At 40.8% G+C, this 21844-nt stretch carries 27 protein-coding genes; 6 read left to right on the forward strand and 21 right to left on the reverse strand.

Features of this window, described 5'->3' with window-relative positions:
• Positions 1 to 3 precede the first annotated feature (3 nt).
• The 4 genes from purH to polA form a co-directional block, all read right to left on the reverse strand.
• Positions 4 to 1563, reverse strand: coding sequence for a bifunctional phosphoribosylaminoimidazolecarboxamide formyltransferase/IMP cyclohydrolase (gene purH, locus FV185_RS06420; protein WP_067495274.1), 1560 nt, complete (start codon positions 1561 to 1563; stop codon positions 4 to 6).
• Between the two features lie 13 nt (positions 1564 to 1576).
• Positions 1577 to 1822 carry a helix-turn-helix domain-containing protein gene (locus FV185_RS06425; RefSeq protein ID WP_067495277.1) on the reverse strand — a complete coding sequence of 82 codons (246 nt, stop codon included), beginning with the start codon at positions 1820 to 1822 and terminating at the stop codon, positions 1577 to 1579.
• Positions 1819 to 2835 carry a tRNA dihydrouridine synthase DusB gene (gene dusB / locus FV185_RS06430; protein WP_067495279.1) on the reverse strand — a complete coding sequence of 339 codons (1017 nt, stop codon included), beginning with the start codon at positions 2833 to 2835 and terminating at the stop codon, positions 1819 to 1821. The genes FV185_RS06425 and dusB overlap by 4 nt, the downstream gene beginning before the upstream one ends.
• Positions 2836 to 2898: 63 nt before the next feature.
• The gene (gene polA, locus FV185_RS06435; RefSeq protein ID WP_067495282.1) at positions 2899 to 5625 is read right to left on the reverse strand and encodes a DNA polymerase I; all 2727 of its coding nucleotides are present in this window, start codon (positions 5623 to 5625) and stop codon (positions 2899 to 2901) included.
• A gap of 40 nt (positions 5626 to 5665) precedes the next feature.
• Between polA and FV185_RS06440 the strand changes: the two genes are divergently transcribed.
• The 4 genes from FV185_RS06440 to FV185_RS06455 are packed head-to-tail and all read left to right on the forward strand — an operon-like array spanning position 5666 to position 8224.
• Positions 5666 to 6121: a (2Fe-2S)-binding protein gene (locus FV185_RS06440; protein ID WP_067495285.1), complete on the forward strand. Its 456-nt coding sequence runs from the start codon at positions 5666 to 5668 to the stop codon at positions 6119 to 6121.
• 2 nt (positions 6122 to 6123) lie between these two features.
• Complete coding sequence (locus FV185_RS06445; RefSeq protein WP_067495288.1) at positions 6124 to 6528, forward strand: DUF2782 domain-containing protein; 405 nt, start codon at positions 6124 to 6126, stop codon at positions 6526 to 6528.
• Positions 6529 to 6542: 14 nt separating this feature from the next.
• Positions 6543 to 7484, forward strand: coding sequence for a homoserine kinase (locus tag FV185_RS06450; protein ID WP_067495291.1), 942 nt, complete (start codon positions 6543 to 6545; stop codon positions 7482 to 7484).
• Positions 7472 to 8224, forward strand: a complete 753-nt coding sequence (locus FV185_RS06455) for a BPSS1780 family membrane protein (protein WP_067495294.1) — start codon at positions 7472 to 7474, stop codon at positions 8222 to 8224. The genes FV185_RS06450 and FV185_RS06455 overlap by 13 nt, the downstream gene beginning before the upstream one ends.
• A gap of 14 nt (positions 8225 to 8238) precedes the next feature.
• Here FV185_RS06455 and FV185_RS06460 read toward each other — a convergent pair whose 3' ends face one another.
• Positions 8239 to 8862 carry an SCO family protein gene (locus FV185_RS06460; RefSeq protein WP_067495297.1) on the reverse strand — a complete coding sequence of 208 codons (624 nt, stop codon included), beginning with the start codon at positions 8860 to 8862 and terminating at the stop codon, positions 8239 to 8241.
• A complete protein-coding gene (locus FV185_RS06465; protein ID WP_197457807.1) occupies positions 8863 to 9615 on the reverse strand; it encodes a formylglycine-generating enzyme family protein in 753 nt (250 codons plus the stop codon). It lies immediately after the preceding gene.
• A 217-nt stretch (positions 9616 to 9832) separates the two neighbouring features.
• Between FV185_RS06465 and FV185_RS09800 the strand changes: the two genes are divergently transcribed.
• Together FV185_RS09800 and FV185_RS06470 are read left to right on the forward strand one after the other, a co-directional pair.
• The gene (locus FV185_RS09800; protein WP_267865387.1) at positions 9833 to 9961 is read left to right on the forward strand and encodes a hypothetical protein; all 129 of its coding nucleotides are present in this window, start codon (positions 9833 to 9835) and stop codon (positions 9959 to 9961) included.
• Positions 9962 to 10035: 74 nt separating this feature from the next.
• Complete coding sequence (locus tag FV185_RS06470; RefSeq protein ID WP_067495303.1) at positions 10036 to 10599, forward strand: cbb3-type cytochrome c oxidase subunit I; 564 nt, start codon at positions 10036 to 10038, stop codon at positions 10597 to 10599.
• Here FV185_RS06470 and FV185_RS09560 read toward each other — a convergent pair.
• The 15 genes from FV185_RS09560 to FV185_RS06535 all read right to left on the reverse strand — a co-directional run bounded on the left by FV185_RS09560 (position 10544) and on the right by FV185_RS06535 (position 21818).
• Positions 10544 to 10933 (reverse strand): hypothetical protein, encoded by a 390-nt coding sequence (locus tag FV185_RS09560; RefSeq protein WP_156474198.1) that lies wholly within the window; start codon positions 10931 to 10933, stop codon positions 10544 to 10546. The genes FV185_RS06470 and FV185_RS09560 overlap by 56 nt on opposite strands.
• Before the next feature lie 3 nt (positions 10934 to 10936).
• Positions 10937 to 11347, reverse strand: a complete 411-nt coding sequence (locus FV185_RS06475; RefSeq protein WP_067495305.1) for a hypothetical protein — start codon at positions 11345 to 11347, stop codon at positions 10937 to 10939.
• 16 nt (positions 11348 to 11363) lie between these two features.
• Entirely contained in the window at positions 11364 to 12635 is a 1272-nt protein-coding gene (locus FV185_RS06480) for a 4Fe-4S binding protein (RefSeq protein ID WP_067495308.1), read from the reverse strand.
• Positions 12636 to 12660: 25 nt separating this feature from the next.
• Positions 12661 to 15228, reverse strand: coding sequence for a fused MFS/spermidine synthase (locus FV185_RS06485; protein ID WP_156474199.1), 2568 nt, complete (start codon positions 15226 to 15228; stop codon positions 12661 to 12663).
• Between the two features lie 9 nt (positions 15229 to 15237).
• Positions 15238 to 15627 (reverse strand): hypothetical protein, encoded by a 390-nt coding sequence (locus FV185_RS06490; protein WP_067495313.1) that lies wholly within the window; start codon positions 15625 to 15627, stop codon positions 15238 to 15240.
• 17 nt (positions 15628 to 15644) lie between these two features.
• The gene (locus FV185_RS06495) at positions 15645 to 15899 is read right to left on the reverse strand and encodes a hypothetical protein (protein ID WP_067495315.1); all 255 of its coding nucleotides are present in this window, start codon (positions 15897 to 15899) and stop codon (positions 15645 to 15647) included.
• Positions 15900 to 15901: 2 nt separating this feature from the next.
• Positions 15902 to 16966: a formylglycine-generating enzyme family protein gene (locus FV185_RS06500; protein WP_067495318.1), complete on the reverse strand. Its 1065-nt coding sequence runs from the start codon at positions 16964 to 16966 to the stop codon at positions 15902 to 15904.
• 22 nt (positions 16967 to 16988) lie between these two features.
• Positions 16989 to 17426, reverse strand: a complete 438-nt coding sequence (locus tag FV185_RS06505) for a hypothetical protein (RefSeq protein ID WP_067495322.1) — start codon at positions 17424 to 17426, stop codon at positions 16989 to 16991.
• On the reverse strand, positions 17423 to 17914 hold the full coding sequence (locus FV185_RS06510; protein ID WP_067495325.1) for a c-type cytochrome: 492 nt from the start codon (positions 17912 to 17914) through the stop codon (positions 17423 to 17425). Before FV185_RS06510 ends, FV185_RS06505 begins: the two co-directional genes overlap by 4 nt.
• Positions 17915 to 17925: 11 nt before the next feature.
• On the reverse strand, positions 17926 to 18186 hold the full coding sequence (locus FV185_RS06515; RefSeq protein ID WP_067495327.1) for a hypothetical protein: 261 nt from the start codon (positions 18184 to 18186) through the stop codon (positions 17926 to 17928).
• Positions 18187 to 18235: 49 nt separating this feature from the next.
• Positions 18236 to 18508 carry a hypothetical protein gene (locus FV185_RS06520; protein ID WP_197457808.1) on the reverse strand — a complete coding sequence of 91 codons (273 nt, stop codon included), beginning with the start codon at positions 18506 to 18508 and terminating at the stop codon, positions 18236 to 18238.
• Between the two features lie 94 nt (positions 18509 to 18602).
• On the reverse strand, positions 18603 to 18728 hold the full coding sequence (locus tag FV185_RS09805; RefSeq protein WP_267865386.1) for a hypothetical protein: 126 nt from the start codon (positions 18726 to 18728) through the stop codon (positions 18603 to 18605).
• A gap of 16 nt (positions 18729 to 18744) precedes the next feature.
• Positions 18745 to 19377 (reverse strand): hypothetical protein, encoded by a 633-nt coding sequence (locus tag FV185_RS06525; protein WP_067495332.1) that lies wholly within the window; start codon positions 19375 to 19377, stop codon positions 18745 to 18747.
• Between the two features lie 62 nt (positions 19378 to 19439).
• On the reverse strand, positions 19440 to 20381 hold the full coding sequence (locus FV185_RS06530) for a cbb3-type cytochrome c oxidase subunit II (protein ID WP_067495335.1): 942 nt from the start codon (positions 20379 to 20381) through the stop codon (positions 19440 to 19442).
• Positions 20382 to 20411: 30 nt separating this feature from the next.
• Positions 20412 to 21818 (reverse strand): cbb3-type cytochrome c oxidase subunit I, encoded by a 1407-nt coding sequence (locus FV185_RS06535; RefSeq protein WP_067495338.1) that lies wholly within the window; start codon positions 21816 to 21818, stop codon positions 20412 to 20414.
• Positions 21819 to 21844 lie beyond the last annotated feature (26 nt).

Raw genomic sequence — 21844 nt, forward strand, 5'->3', positions numbered from 1 at the left:
AGATTAATGCCTAAAATGTCGTAAACCTGTTAGTACCATTGCAATACCATGCTCATCTGCAGCAGCGATGACTTCTTCATCTTTAATACTGCCACCGGGCTGAATAATAGCCGAAACTCCAGCACTGGCAATTACATCAATCCCGTCTCGAAATGGGAAAAAAGCATCCGATGCAACAACGGATTGCGCAAGAGAAAGAGAAGCGTCCTCGGCTTTGCGTCGGGCAATACGAGTGCTATCCACTCGGCTCATTTGCCCTGCTCCCACTCCCAGAGTCTGTCCATCACGACAAAAGACAATGGCATTAGATTTCACATACTTAGCCACGTGAAAAGCAAACTTCAAGTCATTCATCTGTTGAGCGGTAGGCTGTTTTTTAGTAACAACACGAAGCTCATTATCATTAAGAGTAATATGATCAGGAGTTTGAATTAATAATCCCCCACCCACACGCTTCATATCCCAACCATTAAAAGCGCCACTTAGCGGTACTTGTAGCACCCGAATATTGGCTTTTTCTTTAAATATCTCAAGCGCTTTTTTGTCATACTCAGGAGCCAGTACTACTTCCACAAATTGTTGTTGTAAAGCGACAGCGGTTTTTTCATCTACCTTACAATTAAAAGCGATAATGCCACCAAAGGCAGAGGTAGGATCCGTTGCATAGGCACGTAAATAAGCCTCTTTAGCACTTTGACCAATTGCCACACCACAAGGGTTAGCATGTTTCACAATAACACAGGCCTTATCCTTAAGAGTACGAACACAATCCCACGCCGCATCACTGTCTGCAATATTGTTATAGGACAACTCCTTACCCTGTAATTGCTGATAATCACTGAGTAATCCAACAGGAGCATGAATATCTCGATAAAATGCCGCACTTTGGTGAGGGTTTTCTCCATAGCGCAAACTTTGCTCACGAGTAAAGGTGAGATGCAAACGCTCGGGGTAACCTTGATTCGCTTCTCCTTCCTCAATGCAGGAGAGATAGTTGGCAATCATGCCATCATATTCTGCAGTATGTGAAAACGCTTTAACTGCCAAATGAAAACGTGTAGTCTGTGACAATTCGCCATGACTACTTTTCATTTCCTTCAAAACGAGCGAATAATCTTCCGGATCGGTAACCACTGCAACATGGGCGTGATTTTTAGCGGCTGAACGAACCATTGCCGGTCCACCTATATCAATATTCTCAATAGCCTCGTCAAGAGTACATTCTGGATTAGCGACTGTTTCTTTAAAAGGGTACAAATTAACCACAACCAAATCGATCGGTTGTATACCGTGCAATGCCATGGCATCACGATGGCTACTTAAATCGCGTCTAGCTAAAATTCCTCCGTGTATTTTCGGGTGAAGTGTTTTGACACGACCATCAAGCATTTCTGGAAAGCCAGTAAAATTCGATACCTCTATAACAGGTATACCCGCATCACGTAATAGTCTTGCCGTACCACCTGTCGAGAGAATTTCAACTTTTTGTTGATTCAAGGCGCGGGCAAACTCTACCGCACCTTGTTTATTTGATACGCTAATTAACGCTCGCTGAATCGCCATGATTTTTTCCCAATTATTCTTGTACTAAGCCGTATTGTTGAATTTTCTTTCTCAGTGTGTTGCGATTGATCCCTAATACCTGCGCTGCTAGAGTTTGATTTCCTTGTGTGTGATTAAGTACCACCTCAAGTAACGGTTTTTCAACTGTATTGATTAATAACTCATGCACCCCAGTACACTTCTCCCCCTCAAGACGTGCAAAAAACTCTGTCGCTAAGCGACGCACGCATTGAGCCAATTCTGATTCTTGTTCACTCATGCAGCAATATCCTCAGATTCTTCTGTGTAACGCAATCTTTCACTGTGTTCTAAGCATTGATCAAAAAAATCAATCACTGCCTGTCGTTGTAGCTCTAGTTCAGTTAATTGATTCATTTTATGCCTAAAATGAGCTGATCCCACCAATCCTTTGGTATACCAACTAATATGTTTTCGAGCAACTCTCACTCCTGTTTCTTCACCATAAAAGTCATATAAGTCCACTAAATGGTGCAGTAACACTGTTTGAATTTCATGGACGGTGGGCGGAGGGAGTAGTGACCCGGTTTTTAAATAGTGATCTATCTCTCTAAAAATCCAAGGTCTACCTTGTGCCGCACGCCCGATCATTACTGCATCGGCTTGTGTTTTATCGAGTACATATTTGGCTTTTTCAGGAGAAGTAATGTCACCATTAGCCACCACAGGAATAGCAATGGCAGCTTTCACTGCTGCAATTGTCTCGTACTCTGCATCTCCAGTATAACCACACGCTCTTGTGCGGCCATGTATCGCTAAAGATTGGATACCAGATTGTTCTGCAATTTTAGCAATAGTAATGGCATTACGATGTGACCTGTCCCATCCTGTTCGGATTTTTAATGTAACAGGGACGTTGACTGCTTTGACTACCGCCTCAACAATCTCTTTAACCAAAGGCTCATTCTGCAATAAGGCTGAACCCGCCATAACATTACATACTTTTTTTGCAGGACAACCCATATTAATATCGATAATTTGCGCACCTTGGTCGACGTTATATCGAGCAGCCTCTGCCATCATTTTGGGATCAGCACCGGCAATTTGAATGGATTTAGGTTCTACTTCACCCTCATGGTTTGCTCGACGTCGGGTTTTCTCAGAACCCCACAACAGTGAATTAGACGACACCATTTCAGATACGGCAAGACCGGCCCCCATATTTTTACAGAGGACCCGGAAAGGACGATCAGTCACTCCGGCCATAGGAGCCACAATGAGATTATTCTTAAGCTGATAAGGACCAATACGCATAATATCAATTGAAAATTTACAATCTAATTGCCCATTATACCTCGAACCCGATAAATTGATGCTTTAGTGAGCAGCATCCCAATTTTGTCCCCAACCTAACTCTACTTTTAAGGGTACATTGAGTGACACCACATTTTCCATCGCCTGTGGTAGTAATTCATTAATCGTGTCTTTTTCTTCAGTAGGCACTTCAAGAATTAACTCATCATGTACCTGCATGATGAGACGACTCTGTAATTTTAAACGCTGAATATCCTCCGTCACTTTAATCATGGCAAGTTTTATCAAATCAGCGGCGGTACCTTGCATAGGGGCGTTAATTGCTGCCCGCTCCGCCCCTTGGCGACGCATTGGATTGCCTTGACGAATATCAGGTAACCATAAGCGACGTCCTAAAACAGTTTCAACAAAACCATGTTTTTTTGCACTCTCACGCGTTTCACTCATATATCGTTGCACCCCAGGATAGCGTTGGAAATATTTATCCATGTAGGCTTGAGCTGCTGAACGTTCGCAGTTAATTTGCTTGGCAAGACCAAAAGCTGACATACCGTAAATCAAACCAAAGTTGATCGCTTTCGCTGCTCGTCGTTGTTCATCAGTTACCTCATCAGGTGTGGTAGCAAAAATTTCAGCAGCAGTTGCTCTATGTACATCTAACCCCTGAGAAAAAGCCTCAACCAAGCCCGCATCCTGTGACAAATGCGCCATAATTCGTAATTCAATTTGGGAATAATCAGCAGAAACCAGTAATTTCCCGGGGGGAGCAATAAATGCTTCTCGAATACGTCGCCCTTCTGCAGTACGAATAGGGATGTTCTGCAAATTAGGATCGCTACTACTTAACCGTCCTGTCACAGCAACAGCTTGGGCGTAATGAGTATGTACACGACCGGTATGTGGATTGACCATGCGTGGCAATTTATCTGTATAAGTGGATTTTAATTTAGCCAAACTGCGATAAAAGAGTAATTGCTTGGCAATGGGGTAGTCTAAGGCCAACTCTTGCAATACGCTTTCATCAGTGGAGGGGTCTCCTTTGGGCGTTTTTTTAATCACCGGAAGACTCAACTGTTGAAAGAGAATCTCTTGTATCTGCTTTGGTGAATTGAGGTTAAAAGGTCTACCCGCTAATTGGTGAACCTGGTTTTCAATATCGATAAGTTGCTGCCCTAATTGATCACTCTGCTTGAGCAATAAGTTGGCATCAATCAGGACCCCCTCTCTTTCCATTTCCCATAAAATGGTTTGAATAGGTAACTCTATATCGTGATAAACGTCAAATAACTTAGGGGTAGCGCTGAGCTCTGTAATTAATTTTTGGTGAATCCTATAGGTAATGTCAGCGTCTTCGGCTGCATAGTAACTTGCCTTATCAATCGCCACCTGTTCAAAGCCAATGGCTTTTGCCCCCTTACCCGTTATACTTTCGTAAGACAGTGTGTCCTCACCCAAATGTCTCTTAGCAAGACTTTCAAGGTTATGAGGAAGATGTGATTCTAAGATATAAGACTCTAGTAGCGTATCATGCGTAATACCCCTAAGAGTAACGCCATGATTGGCTAATACGTGGGCATCAAATTTTAAATTTTGTCCTACTTTCTTTTTCTCTGGACTTTCTAACCAAATCTTAAGTTTCTCTAATACTTCCTGCAGTGGTAACTGATCAACTCTATCAGGGCCTTGATGCTGTAGGGGTAAATATGCAGCCTCATAGGGCGTAACGGCAAATGACATTCCCACAAGCTGCGCCTGAAACGGATCAAGACTTGTGGTTTCTGTATCAAAGGCTGTTAATTCAGAGGCGTTAATCTTGCTAAACCACTCTTCAAAATCTTGCCATAAAAGTATGGTTTGATAATCTTTATCCTGGGTTGTAGCGGGTATATGTTGCACTGGGTTTTCATTGGAGGCTTGAGTTGTTGCTGTTAAGAGTTGCTCTTCACGCATTAACTGACGTAAATCATAGGTTTTAGCAATGGCTAATAACACCTCTTCTTGACGAGGTGATTTAATAAGATCATCTAAAGTATGTCTTAACGGAACATCGCAACGAATAGTCAAGAGCTCGCGGGCTTGCGGTAACCAAGTTAATGCTTCTTTTAATCTCTCGCCGAGAGCGCCCTTGACCTCACTTGCCCGCTCCATAACTGCATTGAGCGTACCATACTCACTAATCCATTTTTGTGCGGTTTTTGGGCCTACCTTATGTACCCCAGGAACATTGTCAGCGCTATCCCCAATTAAAGTCAGGTAGTCAATAAACTGACTGGGATGAATCCCATATTTTTCTTGCGCTGCTTGTTCGTCAAGCTTTTCGTTAGTCATGGTATTCATTAAGCTCAAATGTGGCTTAATGAGTTGCACCATATCCTTATCGCCGGTAGAAATCAGAACCTCCACCTGCGCTGTTAGGGCATGATGCGCAAGCGTACCAATAACATCGTCCGCTTCCACCCCCTCTTCAACAATTAACGGCCAACCCAAAGCAGAAATGGCTTCATGAAGCGGTGCAATCTGTTGCGCTAAATCGCTTGGCATAGGTGGTCGATGCGACTTGTAATCAGGGTATAATTCATGTCTGAAAGTCGGCCCCTTAGCATCAAATACGCAAGCAAGGTAATCCGGCTTATAATCATGTTCTAGACGCCTTAACATATTAAGTACGCCAACCATTGCCCCTGTCGGGAAACCGGTATGGCTCCTAAGATCAGGCAAGGCGTGATATGCTCTGTAGAGATAAGATGAACCGTCTACAAGTACTAAAAGCGGTTTGGCGCGTACTGACATGACAACCTCGTTAAACTAAAAAAGGAATTATCTCAAAGTTATGACAACAGAACTGAAATTAAATGGTAAGTTATTTCAGCTAGAAACAGATCCTAACACGCCTCTATTATGGGTGATAAGAGATGTAGTTGGTCTAACTGGAACTAAGTTTTCCTGTGGGGCAGGACTGTGCGGTGCATGCACGATTCATATTAATGGTGTCGCAACGCGTTCATGTATTACCCCTTTATCAGATGCAGTTGGGAAAGAGGTCACAACCATTGAAGGACTTTCTGTAGAAGGTGATCATCCTCTGCAATTGGCTTGGCAAGAGCTCAATGTGTCACAATGCGGTTATTGCCAATCTGGGCAAATCATGAATGCCGCAGGGCTTCTAAAACAAAATCCACATCCTAGTGTTGAAGAAATTGATCAAGCCATGTCAGGCAATATTTGCCGTTGTGGTACTTATAACCGTATTCGTGCTGCGATCCAACAAGCAGCTAAAAAAGGCTGATTATGACCTATCAACCAAGCTTGAAAAGCCTAACTATTACTATCGCTTTATTAGCACTGATGTATGGTATCTCTTATGCGGCAGATACTGAATCATTTAAAGACGCCCCACCACCACCGCAATTAAATAATGCGAATACCAAAGAGGTCCCCCCTCCACCGCAATATGCTCCCAGTAAAGACAATACGAATGACCGGGCCGAAGAGCCTCAAGTAACAATTGTTGAGCGTAATGGAGCAACATTCGAAGAAACTCGTTTACATGGGAAGCTCTATAAAATCAAAGTTACACCTAAGGTAGGCAAACCTTATTACTTGATTGATGAAGAAGGTAAGGGTGAATGGCATCGTTATGATGGCCCGGTTGATCGCACTGTGGTTCCTCAGTGGGTTATTCTGAAATTCTAAAGACTGAGTGATTCATGGCTGTTTTTACTACTGTAGCCCATGCTGACTTATCTGCATGGCTTAAACATTACAACGTAGGTGAACTTCTTCACTTCGAAGGTATTGCCTCTGGGATTGAAAATACCAATTATTTCGTTACCACTGACAAGGGACAATTTGTTCTTACCTTATTTGAAAAATTAACATCGAGCGAAGTGGATTACTATCTCCACTTTATGGCTTATGTGAGTGACCACCACCTGCCTTGCCCCAAACCTCAAATTAATGTGCAAGGAGAGCTACAAGGTCAACTCTGCAACAAACCCGCTACGTTAGTGACTCGTCTATCAGGGAAATCTATTATGACCCCCTCAGTGACTGAGTGTGCTGCCATGGGCGAGTTGTTAGCCAAACTTCATTTGGTTGGCCAACATTATCCTGTTGTTCATCACAACCCTCGTGGACGTAGCTGGTGGCAGTTAACTGCTCCTCAAGTCATACCTTTTATAGACCCTAATCAACAAGATACGCTGACTCAAGAGTTAACTTACCTGTTATCTCGCTCATGGGATAGCCTACCTAAAGGAACGGTTCATGCTGACTTATTTCGCGATAATGTGTTATTCAACAATCATCAAATTAGCGGCATAATCGATTTTTATTTTGCTGGCCAAGAAGCGTTATTATTTGATTTATGTGTAGTCATTAATGATTGGTGTATGAATCATGATGCTACGCTCGATAGTGAACGCTACCGCACCTTGTTACAGGCCTATCATCAGGTAAGGGCCTTAAATGAAGAGGAAATAATAGAATTACCGATTATGTTAAGATCAGCTGCGATGCGTTTTTGGTTATCTCGACTATTTGATAAATATTTACCCAGAAAAGGAGAAATGGTTCAGCCTCACGATCCTAACTGGTTTTATAAAATGATTTTGCACTACCAAGGAAATCCCGCATCATGTCAGCTGTAACTGAACCACGCTCTGTTTCTCCCGTTCGCGGACTGTACTGGATTAGCGAAGGATTTACTTTGGTTTTTCAAAGCCCTTTTGGTTGGTTAAGCGTCATGACAGTATGGTTCTTATTTACGCTGTTATGTTCTATTTTTTGGGGCTTTGGGCCGGTATTATTTTCATTAACTCTGCCAATTTTTTTTGCTGGTCTTATGGTGGGTTGCGAGAAAGTTCATCAAGGTCAGTCACTAAAAGTCCGTCATCTCTTTTTAGGTTTTAACCTTAATAATCCGCGCTTAGTGGGATTGGGTGGGGTCAATGTATTCTGGGAGGTGGTCTTATCGATTGTAACTCTCATTTGGGGAGGACAACACATGACTGCATTTCAGGGAATGGTATTTGACAGCAACGCCAACCTTGAAGAACTACAGGTACTAGTCAGCGACTTAACACCTATGTTTATTACCCTCAGTTTAGTGCAGCTGCTTCTTTTAGTATTAGGTTGGTACGCCCCTGCTCTGCTGATTTTCACTCCAGTTTCAGTCATTCAAGCAATCACCATTTCAGGGAAAGCTTGTGCGATAAATGTGGTCCCTATTCTTTTTTATTTGATCGCTATGGGCGCCATTCTTGCAGCAATCAGTATCACACTCTTTACTGTCCCTGTACTTGGAGTGCTGTTAGGCTTGTTTGTAGTTCCTACCATTACAGCGAGTGTGTATATTAGTTATAGCGATGTTTTTAAAGAAGAAGTGTAACCACTTCTTCTCATTCAATGATGTGACATCAATTGATTGGTATCACTCACAATTTGATCGACTGTGCCCGGCATTGTGAAGGCAGCGCGTAACTGTCCTTTTGGATTTAATAAAAATACTGAGCTTGTGTGATCTACCGTATAGCCATCTTTAACAGCACCATTGTTATCTTTACGTTGATAATACGCTGATAAGCTTTTCACTAAAGGCTTAAGAGACTCATCGTTTCCTACGGCACCAATAAAAGTTTTATCAAAGGATGTCACGTACTGTTTTAAAATTGATACGTTATCTCTCGGCCAATCAACTGATACAAACACCACCAAGGGTGATTTATCATTACCTAACTTTTGTGTCACTTTAGCTAAAGTAGCTAGGGTTGTTGGACAGACATCAGGGCAATGCGTATAACCAAAAACCAAATAAGTCCAATGCCCCTCAAGACTGGTATTATCTAATACCCCCTCTTGCGAAGTGGACTGTAATTTAAAATCATCAATCTGTGGGCCATCATCGATGGCTACGACTAACTTACTGACTTTCATCTCTGATGGAGCAGGAATCGTACTTACCCAGTAGATCGCACCCACCAACACCAATACGGACAATCCTGCAATAATCGCTACAAACACCTTCATTTAATTAATCCTCACCACTCTAAAACCTACACTATTTGAATGAGCATGAGGGTCATCAGCGCTGCGCTTACTCACCTCTAACTCATCTGCTGAATTATTCCATGCACCACCACGCAACACTCTAGAGGGGCATGTTGTTGATTGCTCTGGTACCATGGCGTCTTCCCAGGCACTGCCGTTGGACGGTGCGCCCTTCAGCGACTCATGATAACAATCCTCAAGCCATTCCCACACATTACCATTCATATCAAACAATCCCCAATCATTGGGGCGTTTTGTGGCAACGGGATGAGTAGAGTTGTCACTGTTTTCTTTATACCAAGCAATACTAGAGACATTGTTGCTACCACAGTAATTGATATTGCTACGTCCAACACAGGCATATTCCCATTGAGTTTCTGATGGGAGGCTATAATGTTTCCCTGTTCTAGCGTTAAGGCGAAGTATAAATACTTGCGCTTCCTCCCAACTTACATTTTCCACTGGGCAAGCATCACCACAGGATTTAAACGAGCTAGGATTATTCCCCATAACGCTTCGCCATTGACCTTGCGTAATTAATGTTGCGCTCATCAAAAAAGGTTTTGCGAAGGTGACACGATGCGGAGCATCACCTCTTGTTTGATAACTACCTGCTGGAATTTGAACCATGTCAGGGCAATTTGGACAATCTTTGGTCATTTGTGCTGCATGACCCACAGTTGATATCAACAACAATAAACCACCCAATAGAATAGACAGTGTTTTCATCATTCCTCCCATTTTATCCCCTATTTTATATTTTATTCTTATATGTTGCAGTGTAGCCCAGTAACTTATTTAGCTCAATCCTCAATTTAGTGGGCATAATACAATGAGTAAATTGTAATATTCCATTACAGAATAGACTCATTTAATATTTGCTAAGCAAAAAGGGTTTTGATAGACTAAAACCACTAGTAAAATAAGTAATAACTTTTAGGGGGGTATTATGGAAGTATTAAATACGTGGGTTATGATTGTTCCGGTTATTTTGTTTGTAGCTGGCATTGTGGTTTCATTCACTCTAGGCGGCGTTGGCATCGATAGAGTTAAAGAAATTCGTCAAAACGAAAGATAAATTAATAAATAACCTGATTATTTGAAATAGTCAGGTTTTTTTATATCTTAATTATAGAAAATAACAATAACAATATGATCACCAAAAGCGAAACACAACTATTAGTTAAGTTCCTTGTTGTCTCGGCTTTGTCTTTTTTAGTCGGAACAATTCATGGCATGCTGCAAGTGATGCCTCCCATACGCGCTTGGCTTGATTCCATCGGTAGCCCTTACGGTGGTCCAGGACACATGATTGATCCACTCGCTCACGCACACATGAATCTAGTGGGTGGGGTTGTGATGTTAGCCATGGGGGTCACTTTTTATTTGTTACCACAGTTCTCAGGCAAACGCCTCTATTCCAAAAAACTTGTACAGTACACTTTTTGGTTTACCGTAATGGGGGTATATAGTTTTTACACTATTCTTATGGTGTTTGGTACCTGGGAAGGTTATTTGATGTTACATAATCGTGAGTTATTAAGAGCAGTACATCAACACTACTACAGTCCATTAATGGCTTTATCTGGTACCTGTATGGCATTAGGATTTTTATTCTATTTCCTTAATATTGTCTTTACCTTAATCAAATCACCTAAAATCACTGAGGTGACTGCAAAGGAAAACGTAGTTCGCCCTCTTCATTTCCGTGCTTAATTGAAATTTTTAACGTTGATCTCTCCCCGGGTTCAACGTTAACTGCACGTCTATAAACGCCCATACGACCATCCTCAATCATCTGTTTCCAATCATCTTGATCTGAGCTACGAATCGAAATAATCAAATCCCATGCGGGGATATTTTTTTTAATATCGTTAGCAGTCACGACAATTTCATTCATACCCTTTTGGGGAGGGCTAGGTCTGGTATCCACTTGAAAACTGATATTATGCCAACTTTGAGGAGCAGGATCTGTTGACGTATTAGAGCCAGAACAAGCAGAGAGAGACAGTATGGTTGATATAAATAGGCTTTTAGCGATTAATCTCAATTACTATTCTCCCTTACCCTCAACGTTGTCTTCTTGTTTCTGATTGGCCTTAGCATGGGCTGTGTCACCATGCCACTTAACCATATAATAAACAAAGTATCCAGCCACACTAATATACGCTAAAGCGATGGCAAATCCCCAGTCTATCCAATGTTTTTGATGTCCTGGACGTGTTCCCCAAAAAGGAAAGGCCAATCCCACACCAACGAGTAATACCACTCCCACCACAGCAAAAAACCAATAGGGAACAGGGCGCTGTGACTCAGGAATTTTTTCCACTAGCTCCCAATCTTCCAAACCTCTTTTTGCGCGTCTTTCTTCATCTGAGGCATAGCCCAAATGGTCATCAGAGAGTTTTCCCCACTGTGACTCAACTTTATCAAGCTTGGTACTATTATCATTGTTTTCTTCCATCACCAACCCCTCCTCACTATTCTGCAAAATACTGTATAGGAAAACGCTCTTCCCAACCTTGTGGTGATTTAGCGCTAATAATTACGCGGTGTATACCATGGGCTATGGTTGGCGATAAACTTAATATCATCGAGTAACGTGATGAAGCGGGGACAACCACTTGCTCAGTAGCTAAATGATATTGATCAGGGGTCAACCCTTCTACAGAAAAAGCTATCACTCCATCACGATACTGTTTATTAGCTACAGAAATCTGATAATCACGACTGGTGGCGTTTTTTAATCCTTCTGCTTTATATACAGCCAAATGATAGGGCTGCCAACTTATCAATCCCCAAATAAAAAATGACAGTCCCATCAAACCAATAACACTTACCCAGCGTGTTCTAGTATCAAGAGAAATACCTGCATTTTTAAAACTAATACGGGACTCTTTCTTCTCTTTCCTCTCACCCATTTCAAAGGTTAACAAACCAGGTTCATTTTTCTTGGCGTGCAACTTATTGCATGCATCAATACATTCACCACAATTAATACAGCTGTCGTAGATGTCAGTTTTCTTAGGATCGAGATCGATAAAACAGGCGGTGACACAGTAATTACATTTCAAACATTCAGAGGAACGCGACTCATCGTACTTAATATGTAGTGTCTCACGTGTTTTAAAGCTGTGCTGCCATACTCGATATACACAAGCAAAACGGCACCAAAAGTGTCGGATAATAGCGATATCTATAAAAATAATAATTACTACCACAGAGTAGATGTAATGCAGTGAACGAGCCAGTTTAGGATTAGAATTCCATGCCAGAAAATCCCATACCACCTGTGGTGGATAAAAATAAAATAATGGAATCACAGCAAAAAACATCGCGGCCAGCAAAAATGACAATCCTAATAATGTCCAATTCAGTGCTTTATTTTTATTAGGTGCAACCAGAGGTGCATCACCCTCAAGACTAACTTCTGCCCTTTTACCGAGTAGTTTATGAGTCATAAAATTAGCCCATTCGGCCATAATATTTTGTGGACATACCCATCCACAAAATACTGTGCCTGCGATGGAATACAACATGACTAAAAAACATACTACTAAAATCCATAATCCAGCAACTAAAAAGAAATCAGCAAACCAAATCTGACGACCCAATACCACCATCGCCCCGGCAATAGGATCAAGACGAAATATGCCAAGAGCTGGGATTAGAATGACCAATAAAACAGATAGAAACTGCGCTGCACGTCGACGCAGATGATAATGGTTTGGAGCAAGAGTAAGGTTACTCATGGGTAAGATTCACCTAAATCAAACACTACAAACCTCCATTCTTCGCCGAGTTGGCTTCAAGGTCAAGAGGAGCCAAACGTAAAATTTGAGCTAATGAACTACTTGCGCTAGGATCGTGTTCTACCTGTTGAAGATGCCACAATGAACGCCAAGCCTCTACATGATAAGGGTTAATGGTTAAGATACGTTTAAGTAACGTTTTCTCATCCATTCCTTGAGATAATATTGCCTTTTGGTTAGCGAATAGCTGATCACTAAGTGCGTAGTCAACCCAACGATCTTTTGGATTTGCTTGATAAGCCAACTGGATCAAATGATCCGCTTCTCTATCTTGTCCACTAAATGTTGCTAACCAAGAGCGTACTAAGAAGTCGCTGGCTATATAGCTTCCTTCAAAACTTTTAACAAGCGGAGCAGGCAGTGATAAGTCTTTTTTAGCCTGGTCTAAACTAGGTCTTTTAGACATCATATATGACAAGACTTGTACTAGTTCATTGGCTTTACTGTAATGTAAGCGCGGTAGAGAAAACTCTATCACTGGAGCCCATTCATCCTGTAGGGGAGCATGATTATCTGGTATTGCTCCCCAGTATCGCCCAAGCCAAGTAATGGAAGATTCACCAAGATTATCAGATTGCTGGTTACTGATTGCTTGTTTGTTGAATAAACCATTCACATCAAGGGTATCATCGATGCTTCCAACCAATGCCACATGCATTCCATCCATAAACATGACAGCTTGAGGAAATACTGTTTTAAATGTTTTTAATACCACCTGAAAAGAAGGTAGATCAAACTGATTAAGAGCCAGCCATTGAACAAATAGGCCATGCTGATTGAGATGCTGACGTACTCGTTGAAATTGTTCTAGTGATAAGAGCGATGAAACGCCGGCTAGATCAGGATGGAATAAATCACCAACTATGACGTCATAATGATCTTGGTGAGCGCTTAAAAAATGTCTTGCATCATCTTGAATCACTACAGTTTGGTTTAATGCATTTTTATTTAACGGCGCAAACCATTCTCTGGCTCCAATAATGGCTCCTCGGGATAGCTCTACTGCGGTTCTGGTTAAGTCCTTGAATTGAGCTGACCCTTCATCTGAGATACCTGTACCTAATCCTAAGAGTAATAAACTATGTGGGTTTCCATGATAAATAAGTGGAAAAAACACCTGATTCTGTTGTGTAAAAACTGCCGTTGGGTCACTTGAGGCATCGCGCCTTTGTAAATCCGTTAATAAATAGCGTTGACCGTTAGGCTGTTCGACCACCTCTGTCATAGCAATGGCATCTTCATAATGGTATATATCATGGCTATGCCCCATTTCTTGGGGCAACAATCGTGACGTAGGCGGCATGATAGAGGCCCAAAAGAGAAGCCCTGCTGCAACAGGTAAAACAACCCACTGAATTTTATTTTTAATATTAAATTCAAGAAAAAGAAACAAAAAAGCAATCAGTCCTAATGTTGTGGTCGTACCCAATAAAGGAATAAACACAAAACCAGTCAACAGCGCTCCTACTCCGCCACCTAGCGCATTCACTGAATAAAACCATTGGCCAGAGTTATCAAATTTATTAGTTAATAACGGTAACCAGGCACCTAGGCTTAAAGTAACAGGTAAAGTCATACCCAACATCAGTAGCCCTTGAACAATTAACGCTTGATTAAAATCACTAAATTGAGCTGTTTCTAAATAAGCTGAAACAGGCACCCATTCTAATAGTGATAAAAATATTCCTGCACTCACCACCCAGGGTAAAACTTTAAGCCAGTCATACCGTCCCGCCTTGACAGTCAGTACACTTCCTATAGCGATACCGAGTAAAAATGTAGCTAGTATCAACGCTAAAACATACTCTGTGCGCAGCATAATTAGACCAAATAATCTTGTCCAAGCCACCTCTAAGGCAAGGCTTAAGGCGCCTAAAATTCCATAATTAATCAGTGAAGAAATGGGCGGACGTAAGGTGGGTCTACCAGCCGCTCTATGAGTGTTGTGAGTTTTAGGTAGAAGAAACCAGAAAGACAATGCCAGAGCAATTCCTAATAATGCCGTAATGCGTAAACTTGCTACCCAACCAAAATGGGGTAATGCCCACAAAGGGAATAAGGCTCCTAGTACAGCACCAAAGGTATTTAATCCATAAATCCAAGGAAGCAAACGCGTCTGATTATTTACGTATTTTAATACCAAAGAAAAACCTGCTCCCATGGCATAAGCAGGAATACTCAGTAAAATTAAGGCCGATAAAATAATCAGCAAATGCCACAACTCATTAGAAAAGCGCACAGCTGCTGAATCAATAAAAGGCGAGCTAATTCTGACCAGTGTTGGCAAAAATATAGCGAACAGGCTTAACCCAAACTCGATCCAACCTAAATAAGTAGGCGTTTTTAATGAAGGAATCCACTCTTTTGAGAAACGCCAGGCACCAAGTCCTAGACCAAACATGAATGCAGCCACCGTTACAACAACGGCAAAAGAACTTACTCCAAATTGAATGGAAACGAGGCGCATCCATAGCACCTCATAGACCAACGCTAGAAATCCGGAACAGGCGTATAGACCAACTAACCGGATCATACACTCACCTTAAAAAGGATAAAACCAAACCAATCCTACAATTAAGTGTACGATCGCTAAGGTCATTGTTAAGCCAGCTAATATCATGTGAGCGACAAACCAAGGCTTACCAAAAACTCCAACGGCTATACCTAAAGCTCCAGTAACTAGTAGTAATACAAGCAAAGGAATTCCAATAAGAAACATAATGACTTGTTTCTTGTGAGCACTAATTTGATCTTGATCTTGTTGTTCTTTTTCTTCTTTTTGCTTATCAAACGCTTCAAGAACTTGAATACCGTTTACATCTTTCTCAACGGATGATTTGGTGGATAAGGTATTGTCGGCAAAAGCGAGTTGAATACTAGAGAAGGACAACAGAACAATTAAAAAAAGCGTAACAACTTGACCCAGTTTCATACCGCTTATTATCCTTTTTAATTTTGACCAGAGTCATGATTAACTTCTGTTGACTCTTCATCTGATTTATAACGAGTGGAGTAACGCCAAATTAAAACAGCCATTAGTATAAATGGAGCAAAGATACCAATTAACAGAAATAAAAAAATACTCCATGGTGTATCAATAGTGACATGTAAATAGCGGTAGCTATCAATTGCATAGGCAGATTGACTAGCAATAGCTGCAATCAATCCAACATAAAAAACAAGTAAATAAGATATTTTTTTCATGCCTAATGCCCTTTTGCAGGAGAGTCGCTAGCACAACGAAAACCATAAAAGTCTGAAGCGTAATTAGCAAAAGCAAAATTTCTATGGAAGCTAGATGTAGAAAAAGGATCTCCCTTCCATGAGCCACCACGTAAAACTTTGTAATGGGATTTAACATTAATTTGATCAGAAATTTTCAATTGCTGATCTTGTGCGTTGTCTTGTACTGAGACCTTACCTTGAAAAAGCTCAGAGGGGGCACTGGAGCCTTTATAGGGAAGAAATTCGCTGTCTACCCACTCATCCACATTGCCGGCCATGTCCATGGCGCCATAGGGGCTCACACCCGTCGGAAAGGCACCTACATCTGTAGCAGAGCCTACGTCATAGTATGTGTTTACGTTTTTAGGGTCCATGATATTTCCCCAAGGCCAACGTCTCCCATCCTGCCCTCTAGCAGCCTTTTCAAACTCAGCTTCTGTGGGTAATCTTTTGCCATCCCATTTACAATAATCTTTAGCGTCATACCAAGTCACCATTGTAACTGGATGCATCTTTTCACCATTTGGGATACGCCCGTTTTTCCAATTCAATGGTGGACGATGGTGACTTTGATAAACAAATTTTGCATATTGGGCATTAGTTACTAAGTACTTATCAATGTAATAGGTAGGAAGAGTAACAGTGTGTTGTGGCTTATCTTGAACATCAGCGCGTTCCAGGTTTGTTCCCATGATAAAACCACCCGCAGCAACCTTTACCATGGTTTCAACATCAGCCCATTGCTCTCGTGATAACAACTGTTCAATTTCTGCTGCATTATAACCACGATTTGCAGCCTGACCATGTTCGTGTTTTTCTTGCAGTGTAATATCTTCGCCCGCAGCACGAATACGTTTACTTTCATCTTGTAAATTATAGGTAGCAAGATTACGCATGTCTTCCATACGTATGGATCCAAGCTTAATCACGTGTAGAGTACTACCAATCATCACAGCAATGACACAAGTCACAATAGTTGCATGTAGATAACGTTTTCTTTTACGTCTCTCCTCTGGTGAGAGTTGTTTTTTATTGTAATTAGCCATGTACTAAATGAGATAATTGACGTTAATTTTTTTTATAGACAACATTTTTTGCTCTTCTACCATATGTTCTTTTGTTTATAACCTCACCCACCACGCCACCAATCATGGCAGACTCCATTATGAGAATCAAAAAGAATCCCCACCATCCAATTGGCTCACGAGACATATGATCAGGTAAAGGACTGTTGGTGACTTGGTATAAAGCCATTACTCTTACGAGTAACGGAGGAAAGACTGCCAGCCATTTTCCACCACCACCAAAAATATAGGCAACAATAATACCTGATATAAAAGGCAGGAAGAACACAGCAGTAATCCAAGAAAAACTAAAGTAAGCAATTCCGTTAAATAATTCTATGTGAGAATCCAATAACAAATCGCCAAAATGAAGTAACGCTGCGGCGATGCCGAAAGCAATAAAGCCTTTTAAAAGACGATCATCTTGCGGTCTTTTATTCATTTTTTAGCATAAACCTTGCCAGTTAATTTTTCGTATTCCATTTTCTTTGTCTGTTCAAGATACCAGTCTTTTACTTTCAAACTAGCCATATACTGAGCTAAGAGACGTCTATCATGCTCCGAAAGTGATGCGTAGGAAGGCATTCTATATTCTTTTTTTAGACGACTAGGCAAAATATCTTGAGGTACTTTCGCAGAAAAATAATTATAAAACCACTCTTCACTTCTAATTGAACCAATACCATCTAAGGCTGGAGCAGGTATAGTTTCCATCATGTTTTTCACAGTCCATAAGGAATGGCATTGCTTACAATCTTGTTCCTTGTAGATCAAGGATGCTTCTTGCATTAACTGATGGTTAGCTGTTGTATAAAAGGGAATACCTTGATCAGGTTGCTTCTGTGTTTCTATATTAATAAAGTTTCTAGCCATCACTGAAACAATCACAACTGCCATGATGGCGTAGACTATTTTTTCACCACGTCTCATTTCATTCTTTCTTATAGTTTTCCAGTAGCTTTAAGGAATTTAACACGTTCATCTTCCTGTTTTGCTAACACTTCACGACTTTTAGCAAAATCTTCTGGAGTCATTTTTTCTTTATCTGATTCTGAGAAGACCAAGTATTTAATATCTTCATCAAATTGATTGTTTTTTGACGCCCAACGAATACCATAAATTGATGCAATAATAATTAAGCCACCAGCAATAAGCCATAAGTAAATTGTCCAACCGTCACCTAATGAGTCAAAAAAGTTCATGACATTCTCCTTAATATATTTCTTTGGACAAGAATTTAATAATCTAGTTCTAGAATAAGAATCCGTTTAACAATTGCGCACCACCAAAAATAACGGCAACAACCACACCCATTATTATGGCACCAAACATAATTTTTTCGCCTGTGCGCATTTTTCCTTCACGCATTTGCTCACGAATAGTAGCAAATATAATGCCGCAAAAAACTGCAATACCGACCATTAAGAAAACAAAAATTCCATAACCAAATTTCTGGCTACGCATACCTTCAATACTCAAATCTACATTGGCGTTATAACCCGAGTATTGGGTAGAAATATTCAATAAATACGTTGTAAAGAATTTATACATTTTCAAATCTACTAAATAAATATGCCACACTTTAGTGTGGCATATTGTTTAAAACAAGACAAATCAATTAGCTTTTAATTTGTGGCTTATCTTTATCGTAATTATCTACGAAAAAACTATAGATAAAAGGAAACACAAAGGCAACCGTAATTGGCAACATAATTGCTAAAGGACCATAATCTAATTCGATCATTTATTTTCTCCTAAAATTATTCTTCAACGTGACCGTGTCTTGGTTGCCATGAAGTGGGTGGCAAACGCTTAATCATCAAGAAAACAGCCAAGAAGAAATAAGACAAATAGAACAAGTCAATGGTGTAACCCTTATCCCACCAAGGTTGCTGGCGAATTCGGCTTCCATCAGGACGATAGTTTCCTTCAAAGTTTGCTAAAACAACATTTGGACCTACAACTGTATAGTCACCCAAGTGAGCATTATGTGCTTTTAAAGCTTCAATTTGTGGCGCTACAATTCTTAAGTCATCCATGGTAACGGGATGTCTTTCTAGCAAAGCTTGATTTGCGTTTGGATCTTGCTTAGCTATTTTTTCAACTAACTTCAATGCTTCGTCATCATTTTTAGCATTTAATACCTCAGGGTTTTGCATTGCCTCAACGTATGGCAAAAATAACTTTGCTGTTGGACGCTGCCCCCAAAGTGGGAAAGTAACCAAAAATGCTGTAACCACAGTTAACAGAACCAACCATACTACCGGTACTGGAACTGGATTATTGTCTTCTGTCAAACCACCTAACAATTCTCTTTCCCACAATCTTTTATTTTTTTCTGTGGTTTCATCATCACTGAGCGTAACTAATGGATCTTTAAATGACCAGCCCATATTCCCCCCTATAATTCTTGATTAATTTAGGTGGGGTAAATACCCCACCTCGATACAACGTATTACTTAAGATTTAAAATAAAATCTATCAAATGTCTTGCATCGCTATTTGACGCATACATTGGTACTTCAGGTGGGTAAATTCTCTTACCTTCTGCGTACTCACTGTATTCTTTACGCCATTTAGCATAATCGATTGGTTTACCGTTAGCATCAACTTTACCCCAGAGATAATCAAAGCGAGGCATAATTGAATGAGGTTGTACCAATCTTGGGTTGAAAAAGTGCAACATCAACCATTCTTTTGATGCATTACGTGAGCCAACATGCAATAAGTCTGGAGCTTTACGATCAGAACCAAATGCAGTTGGAGATTCTCCGTTAAAGTCACCTAACATAGGTGGGGCACCAAATACTTGCCAATCCTGAGTTTGTTCAGGTAACAATGTATGACACCACCAGCAACCCTCACGAACAAATATTGATTTACCTGCACTAGCATAATAGGTGTTGGCATCACCAGCTGCTTTTAAAACTTGTTCTGGATTCCAACCTTTAGTTGCTGTTGCATCTTCAATGTAATATTGCTTTTGGTCATTTGAACGGATCAAGAATACCGCGCCCTGATCTTTACTTGCTTCGTTAATATGACCTTGATCAATACTCAGTCTTTCTGAAACCTTACCTAAATTTCCTGGATGTAATACGCCACCAGGGAAAGGAGTACCTTTCTCATAAACGTAGGCAGTAGTTGGCTCAATAGGCTGTCCTGTTTTTGGATCAGTTTTTAATATTACTTTCTCAGGGCGATTCCAACCTAACAGTAATGGGTCATCTAAACTAAATCCTGACTCATGTCCTGCCCAGAGTTGTTTGTCTAGCGCCACTTCTGTGGCGCTTACTGAAGAAATATCAAAACTGGGTAATAACAATGTAATTGTCATTGATCCGCCTAGCGCTAAGGCAAAGAAACGGGATCCGACTTTATACTCTCTAAAATTCATGTCGTTTTACCTCTTATTATTAGTTAAATTTTAACGCTCGTAAGCCAGTTCGTGTGGCATACGACCTTGTGGAACTTCTGTACCTTCACGTGCTGTCATCCACATATTGTAGAGCCAGAAACAGTTACCAACAAACACAAGCGTACCACCAATCCAGCGGGCGATCATGTATGGGTGTTCTGCAATAACCACGTCAATATATGGTACTTCATAAATCTTACCGGCACCTTGAATCAATCCAGCAATTGTCATGGATACCCAGTAGGTGGTAAATCCAATCAACAGTAACCAGAAGTGGATGTTAGCAAGAGTTAAAGAGTAAAGTTTACGACGCATCATGCTTTGTAAACCCAAATACACTGCAGCAGCTTCTAAGAAGGTTGAAAAACCAAGTAGAGCCAAATGTGCGTGAGCAACAATCCAGCCAGTACCATGGATGTACCAGTTAATTGCGCGTGTTTGCTGAAAACCGCCTTGCATGTTCAATGGAATAGCCATCAAACAGCCTGTAACAGTAAATCTAACTTCGATATTTTCAACAAACATGTTCCACTTACCTTGCATGGTAAGAAGAATATTGGATACGAATGCAATTGCAGGTACCAAAATTAACACACCTTCAACTGACGCAAATGATTTGAGCCACTCAGGTAACGGTGCTGACATTAAGTGGTGAGCAGCAGGTGTTGAATAAAACACAACTACAGACCAAAAATGCAAATGACCAATACGGTGTGAATAAAGTGGGTTACCTGTAACTTTTGGTATGGTGTAATAAGCAATAGCTGCAGCAACAGGAGTAATCCACAAGCCGAGTACATTGTGAGCAAACCACCATGTAAGATAAGCTTCTGTCAAACCAGTTAAGTGGAAAAACTCGGGTAGATTACCAACAGTAAATACAATAGCCAACATAAAGGTTGCCGCTGCAAAGAACCAGTTAGTGGTGTAAATACCTTGAGTTCTACGATTTATGATCGTCATCCAAACGTTTACACCAAGTGGGACTACCATAAAGCAAATAATGTAAAGGTCAATAAACCATGGGAAATCAGAATACTCACGACCAGAAGTCATACCCGCCCACAAAACGGTTAAGCCTAATGAAAGACCAACGTTCCATAGAAAAGCATTCCATAAGCCAAGCTTCTCTGACCATAGTCTGGTGTTACCCAAGGCAGGTGTGATATACATCATTGCCATACCAAAAGCCATTGAAATCCAGCCGAAAATAACTGCATGAACGTGAACCTGACGCATGTGCCCAAAAGACAAGAACTCATAACCGGTTACAAAATCTGGAAAAGCTAATTTAGCAGCATTAAAAGACCCTAAGCCGGTACCAATTACAAACCATACAATGGCTGAAAATCCCCAATACACTGCTGATGCACCATGAGGTATATCCTCATTTTTTGCCAGCAAATATTTAAACATCGTTACTACCCCCCTTGTTTTTTTAC

Source organism: Ferrovum sp. PN-J185 (genome assembly GCF_001581925.1).
In the GTDB taxonomy this organism is placed as follows: domain Bacteria; phylum Pseudomonadota; class Gammaproteobacteria; order Burkholderiales; family Ferrovaceae; genus PN-J185.

Excerpts from the sequence above, each read along its gene's own strand:
- FV185_RS06425 (WP_067495277.1), bottom strand. The coding sequence starts at position 1,822 with ATGAGTGAACAAGAATCAGAATTGGCTCAATGCGTGCGTCGCTTAGCG.
- polA (WP_067495282.1), bottom strand. The coding sequence starts at position 5,625 with ATGTCAGTACGCGCCAAACCGCTTTTAGTACTTGTAGACGGTTCATCT.
- FV185_RS06530 (WP_067495335.1), bottom strand. The coding sequence starts at position 20,381 with ATGAATTTTAGAGAGTATAAAGTCGGATCCCGTTTCTTTGCCTTAGCG.
- FV185_RS06475 (WP_067495305.1), bottom strand. The coding sequence starts at position 11,347 with ATGGAAGAAAACAATGATAATAGTACCAAGCTTGATAAAGTTGAGTCA.
- FV185_RS06460 (WP_067495297.1), bottom strand. The coding sequence starts at position 8,862 with ATGAAGGTGTTTGTAGCGATTATTGCAGGATTGTCCGTATTGGTGTTG.
- FV185_RS06505 (WP_067495322.1), bottom strand. The coding sequence starts at position 17,426 with ATGAATAAAAGACCGCAAGATGATCGTCTTTTAAAAGGCTTTATTGCT.
- dusB (WP_067495279.1), bottom strand. The coding sequence starts at position 2,835 with ATGCGTATTGGTCCTTATCAGCTTAAGAATAATCTCATTGTGGCTCCT.
- FV185_RS06445 (WP_067495288.1), top strand. The coding sequence starts at position 6,124 with ATGACCTATCAACCAAGCTTGAAAAGCCTAACTATTACTATCGCTTTA.
- purH (WP_067495274.1), bottom strand. The coding sequence starts at position 1,563 with ATGGCGATTCAGCGAGCGTTAATTAGCGTATCAAATAAACAAGGTGCG.
- FV185_RS06485 (WP_156474199.1), bottom strand. The coding sequence starts at position 15,228 with ATGATCCGGTTAGTTGGTCTATACGCCTGTTCCGGATTTCTAGCGTTG.
- FV185_RS06465 (WP_197457807.1), bottom strand. The coding sequence starts at position 9,615 with ATGATGAAAACACTGTCTATTCTATTGGGTGGTTTATTGTTGTTGATA.
- FV185_RS09805 (WP_267865386.1), bottom strand. The coding sequence starts at position 18,728 with ATGATCGAATTAGATTATGGTCCTTTAGCAATTATGTTGCCAATTACG.
- FV185_RS06450 (WP_067495291.1), top strand. The coding sequence starts at position 6,543 with ATGGCTGTTTTTACTACTGTAGCCCATGCTGACTTATCTGCATGGCTT.
- FV185_RS06515 (WP_067495327.1), bottom strand. The coding sequence starts at position 18,186 with ATGAACTTTTTTGACTCATTAGGTGACGGTTGGACAATTTACTTATGG.
- FV185_RS06455 (WP_067495294.1), top strand. The coding sequence starts at position 7,472 with ATGTCAGCTGTAACTGAACCACGCTCTGTTTCTCCCGTTCGCGGACTG.
- FV185_RS06510 (WP_067495325.1), bottom strand. The coding sequence starts at position 17,914 with ATGAGACGTGGTGAAAAAATAGTCTACGCCATCATGGCAGTTGTGATT.
- FV185_RS06480 (WP_067495308.1), bottom strand. The coding sequence starts at position 12,635 with ATGAGTAACCTTACTCTTGCTCCAAACCATTATCATCTGCGTCGACGT.
- FV185_RS09800 (WP_267865387.1), top strand. The coding sequence starts at position 9,833 with ATGGAAGTATTAAATACGTGGGTTATGATTGTTCCGGTTATTTTGTTT.
- FV185_RS06490 (WP_067495313.1), bottom strand. The coding sequence starts at position 15,627 with ATGAAACTGGGTCAAGTTGTTACGCTTTTTTTAATTGTTCTGTTGTCC.
- FV185_RS06525 (WP_067495332.1), bottom strand. The coding sequence starts at position 19,377 with ATGGGCTGGTCATTTAAAGATCCATTAGTTACGCTCAGTGATGATGAA.
- FV185_RS06440 (WP_067495285.1), top strand. The coding sequence starts at position 5,666 with ATGACAACAGAACTGAAATTAAATGGTAAGTTATTTCAGCTAGAAACA.
- FV185_RS06500 (WP_067495318.1), bottom strand. The coding sequence starts at position 16,966 with ATGGCTAATTACAATAAAAAACAACTCTCACCAGAGGAGAGACGTAAA.
- FV185_RS06470 (WP_067495303.1), top strand. The coding sequence starts at position 10,036 with ATGATCACCAAAAGCGAAACACAACTATTAGTTAAGTTCCTTGTTGTC.
- FV185_RS06495 (WP_067495315.1), bottom strand. The coding sequence starts at position 15,899 with ATGAAAAAAATATCTTATTTACTTGTTTTTTATGTTGGATTGATTGCA.
- FV185_RS06535 (WP_067495338.1), bottom strand. The coding sequence starts at position 21,818 with ATGTTTAAATATTTGCTGGCAAAAAATGAGGATATACCTCATGGTGCA.